Origin of the sequence: Natronospira sp. (assembly GCF_007134575.1) — a bacterium.
Classification (GTDB): domain Bacteria; phylum Pseudomonadota; class Gammaproteobacteria; order Natronospirales; family Natronospiraceae; genus Natronospira; species Natronospira elongata.
This window is the reverse complement of sequence record NZ_SLKM01000269.1, coordinates 1-6,209: the sequence shown is the minus strand read 5'-3', so window position 1 is coordinate 6,209 and position 6,209 is coordinate 1. Positions and strand designations below refer to the sequence as shown.

The window sequence follows — 6,209 nt, the reverse complement described above, 5'->3', positions numbered from 1 at the left end:
TTCCCTCCAATTCAACGTGACCTACGACTTCTAAATCGATCAGGTCTGACGGCTTGCCGGCATTGGCCGGAGACTGGAAAACCCCGGCACTTGCCGGGGTTTTTTTGTGTCTGGAATTGACCCGAGAACACGGGAACGATTGTCGTTTGATTGTTGTCTTCTGGAATATCTTGCTTATCCTCCCTCAGGACTGAAGGAATACTGCCATGTCGATCCGATCTGCCGGCCTGATCCGCCCGTTGGTCTTGTTCACAGCCGTGCTGCTCGCTGCCCCCGTCCAGGCCAATGAGGACCTGGACGGATTTCACTTCGGTGGCGGCGTCAGCAGCAATTCCGTCTCCGGCAGCCGTAATGCCATCGGTGCCCAGTTCTTTGGCGGCTATGACTTCGGTCCGATCCTCGGCGATGCCAATCTGCTCGCTGAGGTGGGCTACATGGACAGCGATTTCATCAGTGACGGCCGCCGCCGCCCCTCTGCTCAGGGCTTGTGGGCCACTGCAGTCGCCCAGCTCCCGCTTACCGGATACTGGTCCCTGCTCGGCCGGGCAGGTCTCGATTTCGGCGACGATGATGGCTTGATGGTTGGGGTTGGCGGCGCCTGGCAGGCCAATCAGCAATTGCAGTTGCGGGGCGAAATCATTGCCCGTGACAACATCGATTCCTTCCAATTCAACGTCGTCTACGGATTCTGATCCCGCGGTCAGGGGCGAATATCGTGCTTGCGCAGTCGGGCCCGGAGCTGGTCATAGCTCAGCCCCAGTCGGCGGGCGGCCGCTGCCTGGCTGCCCTGGCAGGCGGACAGGGCCTGGCGGATCCATTCCCGTTCCTGTTCGGCCAGCGCCTGATCCAGATTATCGGGCAGGGTGGTCGGGTGTTCGGCGTCCCGGGGGGCGGCTGTCGGCGGTTCAGGGTTTGCATCGCTGATCGTTCCCGCCTCGCCCCAGGGGGATCCAAAGGGATGGAGGACGATCTCCTCAACCGGCTCTTCCGGGTCTGGATGACGGTACAGTGAGCGTTCCACGGCGTTCTTCAGCTCCCTGACATTGCCGGGCCAGCGGTGGGCCAGCAGCGCCTCCCGGGCGGATTGGGCGAAGCCGGGAAAAAACGGCCGTCCCAGCTCCCGGGTCATGCCCATGGCGAAATGCTCGGCCAGCAGGGGTATATCTTCCGGACGTTCCCGCAGCGGCGGGACGCGGATCACGTCGAAGGCCAGCCGATCCAGCAGGTCCGGGCGGAACTCGCCCCGCCGGGCCATGGCGGGCAGGTCGGCATTGGTGGCGGCGATCACCCTGACGTCTGCCTGTTGCATCTCACTGCCGCCCACCCGCTCGAACTCACCGTACTCCACCGCGCGCAGGAGTTGCTCCTGCATGCGCTGGGAGATAGTGGCCAGTTCGTCCAGGAACAGAGTGCCCCCGTCAGCCCGTTCAAAGCGACCGGCATGGCGCCGGTTCGCCCCGGTAAAGGCGCCCGCCTCGTGACCGAACAGCTCGGTCTCCAGCAGCGACTCGCTCAGGGTGGCGCAATTGAGCCGCAGCAATGGTCCGTCCCAGCGGGCTGAGAGAAAGTGCAGGCGCTCGGCGATCAACTCCTTGCCGCTGCCCCTTTCCCCGATCACCAGCACGGGCTTGTCCAGCCGCGCCGCCCGTGAGGCATGTTCCAGCGTCTCGAGAAAGACCCGCGATTCCCCGAGCGGGGTGCCGTGACCACCAGCTTGGTTCATTTGACCACCATATGCGGTGTAGAGGGCCAGATTCTTGGTATTGTACACCACTCTGGTTCTGTGGCAACGAAGCAATATGCTTTAATTTCAATGCGTTAGGAAGTTGGCACGCCGGCTGCAACAGAGAAGGGCGAGGCATCAGAACACACAGGAGCAAGACATGGGCATTTTTACGCGTTTCAGTGACATCGTGAATTCAAACCTCCATGCCCTGCTGGACAAGGCCGAGGACCCGGAAAAGATGGTCCGACTGATCATCCAGGAGATGGAGGACACCCTGGTGGAGGTTCGTTCCACCGCCGCTCGCACCATCGCCGACCGCAAGTCGGTTCAGCGCCGCATCGCCCAGTGGCAGGCGGAGGTGGACGAATGGGCCGAAAAGGCCGAGCTGGCCATCAACAAGGACCGGGAAGACTTGGCCCGCGCCGCGCTGGTGGAAAAACAGCAGGCCGCCGAACAGGTGGCGCATCTGGAGGCCGAGGACAAGGTGCTGGGCGAGAGCCTGGACAAGCTCAACGAGGACATCAGCCGCCTGCAGAACAAGCTCAATGACGCACGTAGCCGACAGAAGAGCCTGATTCAGCGGCGTCAGACCGCCTCCAGCCAGCTGAAGGTCCGCCAGCGTGTGCATGACAGCCGCCTGGATGAAGCCCTGTCCCGTTTCGAAGGCTATGAGCAGCGCCTGGACCACCTGGAGGGCGAAGCCGAGGCCATGGACCTGGGTCGTGGCGGTGACGGGGTCCGCCAGGCCTTCCGGGACCTGGAGGCGGCCGAGGACGTGGAGAGCGAGCTCGCCGAGCTCAAGGCCCGCCTGCGGGAACAGTCAGAGCGCTAAGCCACCAGCGAAGGGAGTCCGGGACCATGTCAGAGCATATCGTCGCACTGCTGATCATCTTCATGGTGATCGTACTGCCACTGTGGCTGCTGCTGCATTACATCACCCGCTGGAAGCAGACCCGCGGGCTGTCCGGAGAGGACGAGCGCAGCTTGGTGGAATTGTGGGAGCTGGCTGATCGCATGGAAGAGCGCCTCCATACCCTGGAGGAAATCATTGATGATCGCGAACCACCGCGAGGGAGGAGGTCATGAGCAAGCCGTATCGAAGCCAGGCCCCTCTGGGTCTGTATCGGGATCCCGAATGGGCGGTGATCTTTGGTGTCTGCGCCGGCTTGGCGGGGCGCATCGGCGTCAATCCCTGGGGCGTGCGGGTGTTGTTTCTGATCGGCCTGGTGCTGTTCACCTGGCCGACCGTGATCGCCTATCTGACCGCCGCCCTGCTGCTGCCCCGCCGGGGGCTGATCTGGCGCGGCGGCAGGGAAGAACGGGATTTCTGGCGCACCGCCGCCCGTGATGGCCTGGAATAGGAGGAAGCAAAGATGACACGTATCAGCGACTTACACGGCGAACGCTCGGCCCCGGCGCGACTCTATCGTGATCCCGAGCGGGGCTGGATTGCCGGGGTTTGCGCCGGCATCGCCGATTATCTCAGCATCAGCGTGGCCGGTGTCCGCTTTCTGACCATCGTCGCCCTGCTCTTTTTCATGCCTTTTGTGATCATCGCCTACATTGCTCTGGCCCTGTTGTTGCCACGGCGACCGCGGGCGCTCTACCAGAGCGCGGAGGAGGAGCGGGCATGGCGCCAACTTCGCCAATCACCGCCGGAGACTCTGCACCGCGTCCGCGCCCGGTTCCGCGACCTTGAGCGGCGGCTGCAACGCATGGAGCGCCATGTCACCTCCGGACGCTATGATCTGGATCGAGAGTTTCGTGATCTGAACCGGCGCTGAGCCAATTCGGATACGCGTGACAGGAGAAGCAGCATGAAATCAGCGGAACGCGACGCGGCTGCCCCGAGTGAGGAGTCATCCCGGGCCCGTTATTCAGCGGATGAGCTGGAGCAGGTTGTCCGCCGTGCGGCGGAACTGCAGAGCCAATCCGGCGGTGCCGAGCCGGCCGCCTTCAGCGAGCAGGATGTGCTCAGGATTGCCGCCGATGTGGGCATCAGCGTCGAGCACGTACGCGAGGCATTGGTGGAGGTCCGGTCCCAGGACCTGCTCGGTGAGGTCCTGGATGAAGATCCATTGATGAGCAGGATATTCAGCAGCCCGGTGGCCAGTGTCAGCCGACGCCTGCCCGGTGAGCGAGAGTCTGTGCAGGCGCGGATTGAAAGCCTGCTGGAGCAGGAGCAGTCCCTGCAGCCGGTGCGCCGTACCGCCGGGCTCTCCGTCTGGGAGCCTTCCGGGGATCTGGGTGACGTGGTTGAGCGCCTGGTGGATTTCGGTGGTCGCCAGTTCAAGCTGGTGGAAGCCGAACACGTGTCCTTGAACGTCGCCAACTGGGATCGGGACAATGTCATTGTCCGTCTGAGCGCGGATCTTCGGGAAAAGCGCAACGAATGGATCGGCTGGTGGGCGGCCGGCATCGGCGTCGGCCTTTTCCTGCTGTGGGGGGTTCTGGGTAGCGCCCTCTGGGCCTGGTTGCTTCTCGGTGTCGCCGGGGTTGCCGCCACCGCGGTGGCATTGCTGGATATCCGTCGTTCCTTGCGCCTCAAGCGCCACCGCTTTCGATTGGCCCTTGAGGGCTTGCTGGACCGTCTGAATTAAGCAAAGGGGATACCAAACTGCGCGATGACGTCAGGCGCCTGGAAGAGCGGGTTGCGGCCCTGGAGGCCATTGTCACGGATGGCCGTGAGGACCTGCGCCGCCAATTTCAGGACCTCGGCCGATAATCAGTGCTGCCTAAGTGGCTGATTTTACGTGAAAACGGAAATATTCTATGAACCGGGGCGCCTGTTCCCGGTCCAAGTTATGGTGAATCGGGATTAGCCGAGGCCCCCTCGGGGCTGTTAGGATATCCCGTCTTTTTCCGCGGGCCACCGGTCCGCGGTGTTGTTTCTGGGGTTGGAACACCCCGCCAGACCAGACTGAAATGGGGGTGACCATGTCCAAGGTGACCAGGATCGAGGAAGTGCAGGCGGCCCGCGAGCTGGAGGGTTCCGATATAGAGCCCCGCCGCTTCAAGGTATTTACCGACAAGAATCTGGACAAGATCGAGCATCTGTCCCGGCTGGACGATCAGACCGTCTTCGAAATGAAGGTGGTTTCCAGCGTGCTGCCGTTCCGCGTCAATGAGTACATGATCAATGACGTCATCGACTGGGGCAATGTCCCGGCCGATCCCCTCTATCAGCTCACCTTTCCCCAGCGGGACATGCTGCCGCCCGAGATGTACGAGGAAATGGCTGCCCTGCACCGCGAGGGCGCGGACAAGAAGGCCATCAAGGAGAAGGCGCGGGAACTCCGTGAGCGTCTGAACCCCCATCCCGCCGGCCAGAAGGAAATGAATCTGCCCACGGACGATGACGGCGAGGTCATCGACGGACTGCAGCACAAGTACAACGAGACCGTGCTGTTCTTCCCGTCCAACGGCCAGACCTGTCATTCCTATTGCACCTTCTGCTTCCGCTGGGCCCAGTTCGTGGGTGATCAGGAATTCAAGATCGCCGCGGATGATGCCGCGCGCATGCAGAGCTACCTGCTGTCCAACAAGCAGGTGAGTGATCTGCTCATGACCGGCGGCGATCCGATGATCATGAAGACCCGCAAACTCCGGGAATACCTGGAGCCTCTGACGGGCGAGTCCTTCTCGCACATCCAGACCATCCGGATTGGTACCAAGGCGCTGAGCTTCTGGCCCTATCGTTTCGTCACCGACAAGGATGCCGATGATGTCCTGGATCTGTTCCGGGAGCTGGTCGCGGCCGGCAAGCATGTGGCGGTCATGGCTCATTACAACCACTGGCAGGAATTGCAGACCGACGTGGCTCGCGAAGCCATCCGCCGGGTGCGGGACACGGGCGCCGAAATCCGCTGTCAGGGGCCCCTGTTGCGCAATATCAACGACGACCCGGAAGTCTGGACCCGGATGTGGAATGAGCAGGTCAGCCTGGGCATGATTCCCTACTACATGTTCGTGGAGCGGGATACGGGCGCCAAGGCGTATTTCGAAGTGCCCCTGGTGCGCGCCTGGGAGATCTACCAGCAAGCCATGCAGAAAGTATCCGGTCTGGGCCGCACTGCTCGTGGGCCTTCCATGAGCGCCGGACCCGGCAAGGTGGAAATCCAGGGTGTCAGCGAGGTGAAGGGGGAGAAGGTGATCGTGCTCCGCTTCATTCAGGGCCGCAATCCCAACTGGGTCAATCGCCCCTTCTTCGCCAAATACGACCCGGAAGCCACCTGGCTGGATCAGCTCGAGCCGGCCTTCGGTGAGAAGGAGTTCTTTTTCGAGGCCGAATATCGCCAGATGTGTGAAGATGCCCGCACTTTCCTGGAAGGCAAGAAGCTGGTCTGAACTCATCAGCCAGTGAAAGCAGGCCCGAGGCCTGTGCCGGTTTCCGGCACAGGCCTTTTCATTTTCAGAACCCCATGCCTATGATGAAGCCGGTGAACTCCATGCCGGAATCCAGATAGCGTTCGTGCCGATAGCC

The 6,209-nt window shown here is 62.1% G+C and carries 8 protein-coding genes; 7 read left to right on the top strand and 1 reads right to left on the bottom strand.

The window, feature by feature from the left end:
* Positions 1 to 206: 206 nt before the first annotated feature.
* On the top strand, positions 207 to 692 hold the full coding sequence (locus ACJWXQ_RS10905) for an outer membrane beta-barrel protein (RefSeq protein WP_346050729.1): 486 nt from the start codon (positions 207 to 209) through the stop codon (positions 690 to 692).
* Between the two features lie 8 nt (positions 693 to 700).
* Here ACJWXQ_RS10905 and pspF read toward each other — a convergent pair whose 3' ends face one another.
* Positions 701 to 1,723 (bottom strand): phage shock protein operon transcriptional activator, encoded by a 1,023-nt coding sequence (gene pspF, locus ACJWXQ_RS10900; RefSeq protein WP_346050730.1) that lies wholly within the window; start codon positions 1,721 to 1,723, stop codon positions 701 to 703.
* A gap of 160 nt (positions 1,724 to 1,883) precedes the next feature.
* Here pspF and pspA point away from each other — a divergent pair, with 160 nt between their 5' ends.
* The 6 genes from pspA (at position 1,884) to ACJWXQ_RS10870 (ending at position 6,073) form a co-directional block, all read left to right on the top strand.
* Positions 1,884 to 2,558 carry a phage shock protein PspA gene (pspA, locus tag ACJWXQ_RS10895; protein WP_346050731.1) on the top strand — a complete coding sequence of 225 codons (675 nt, stop codon included), beginning with the start codon at positions 1,884 to 1,886 and terminating at the stop codon, positions 2,556 to 2,558.
* Positions 2,559 to 2,584: 26 nt separating this feature from the next.
* Complete coding sequence (gene pspB / locus ACJWXQ_RS10890; RefSeq protein ID WP_346050732.1) at positions 2,585 to 2,812, top strand: envelope stress response membrane protein PspB; 228 nt, start codon at positions 2,585 to 2,587, stop codon at positions 2,810 to 2,812.
* Positions 2,809 to 3,087, top strand: a complete 279-nt coding sequence (locus ACJWXQ_RS10885; RefSeq protein ID WP_346050733.1) for a PspC domain-containing protein — start codon at positions 2,809 to 2,811, stop codon at positions 3,085 to 3,087. The genes pspB and ACJWXQ_RS10885 overlap by 4 nt, the downstream gene beginning before the upstream one ends.
* A gap of 12 nt (positions 3,088 to 3,099) precedes the next feature.
* Complete coding sequence (gene pspC, locus ACJWXQ_RS10880; RefSeq protein WP_346050734.1) at positions 3,100 to 3,510, top strand: envelope stress response membrane protein PspC; 411 nt, start codon at positions 3,100 to 3,102, stop codon at positions 3,508 to 3,510.
* A gap of 33 nt (positions 3,511 to 3,543) precedes the next feature.
* The gene (locus ACJWXQ_RS10875) at positions 3,544 to 4,326 is read left to right on the top strand and encodes a hypothetical protein (protein WP_346050735.1); all 783 of its coding nucleotides are present in this window, start codon (positions 3,544 to 3,546) and stop codon (positions 4,324 to 4,326) included.
* 337 nt (positions 4,327 to 4,663) lie between these two features.
* Positions 4,664 to 6,073, top strand: a complete 1,410-nt coding sequence (locus ACJWXQ_RS10870) for a lysine 2,3-aminomutase (RefSeq protein WP_346050736.1) — start codon at positions 4,664 to 4,666, stop codon at positions 6,071 to 6,073.
* Positions 6,074 to 6,209: the final 136 nt, after the last annotated feature.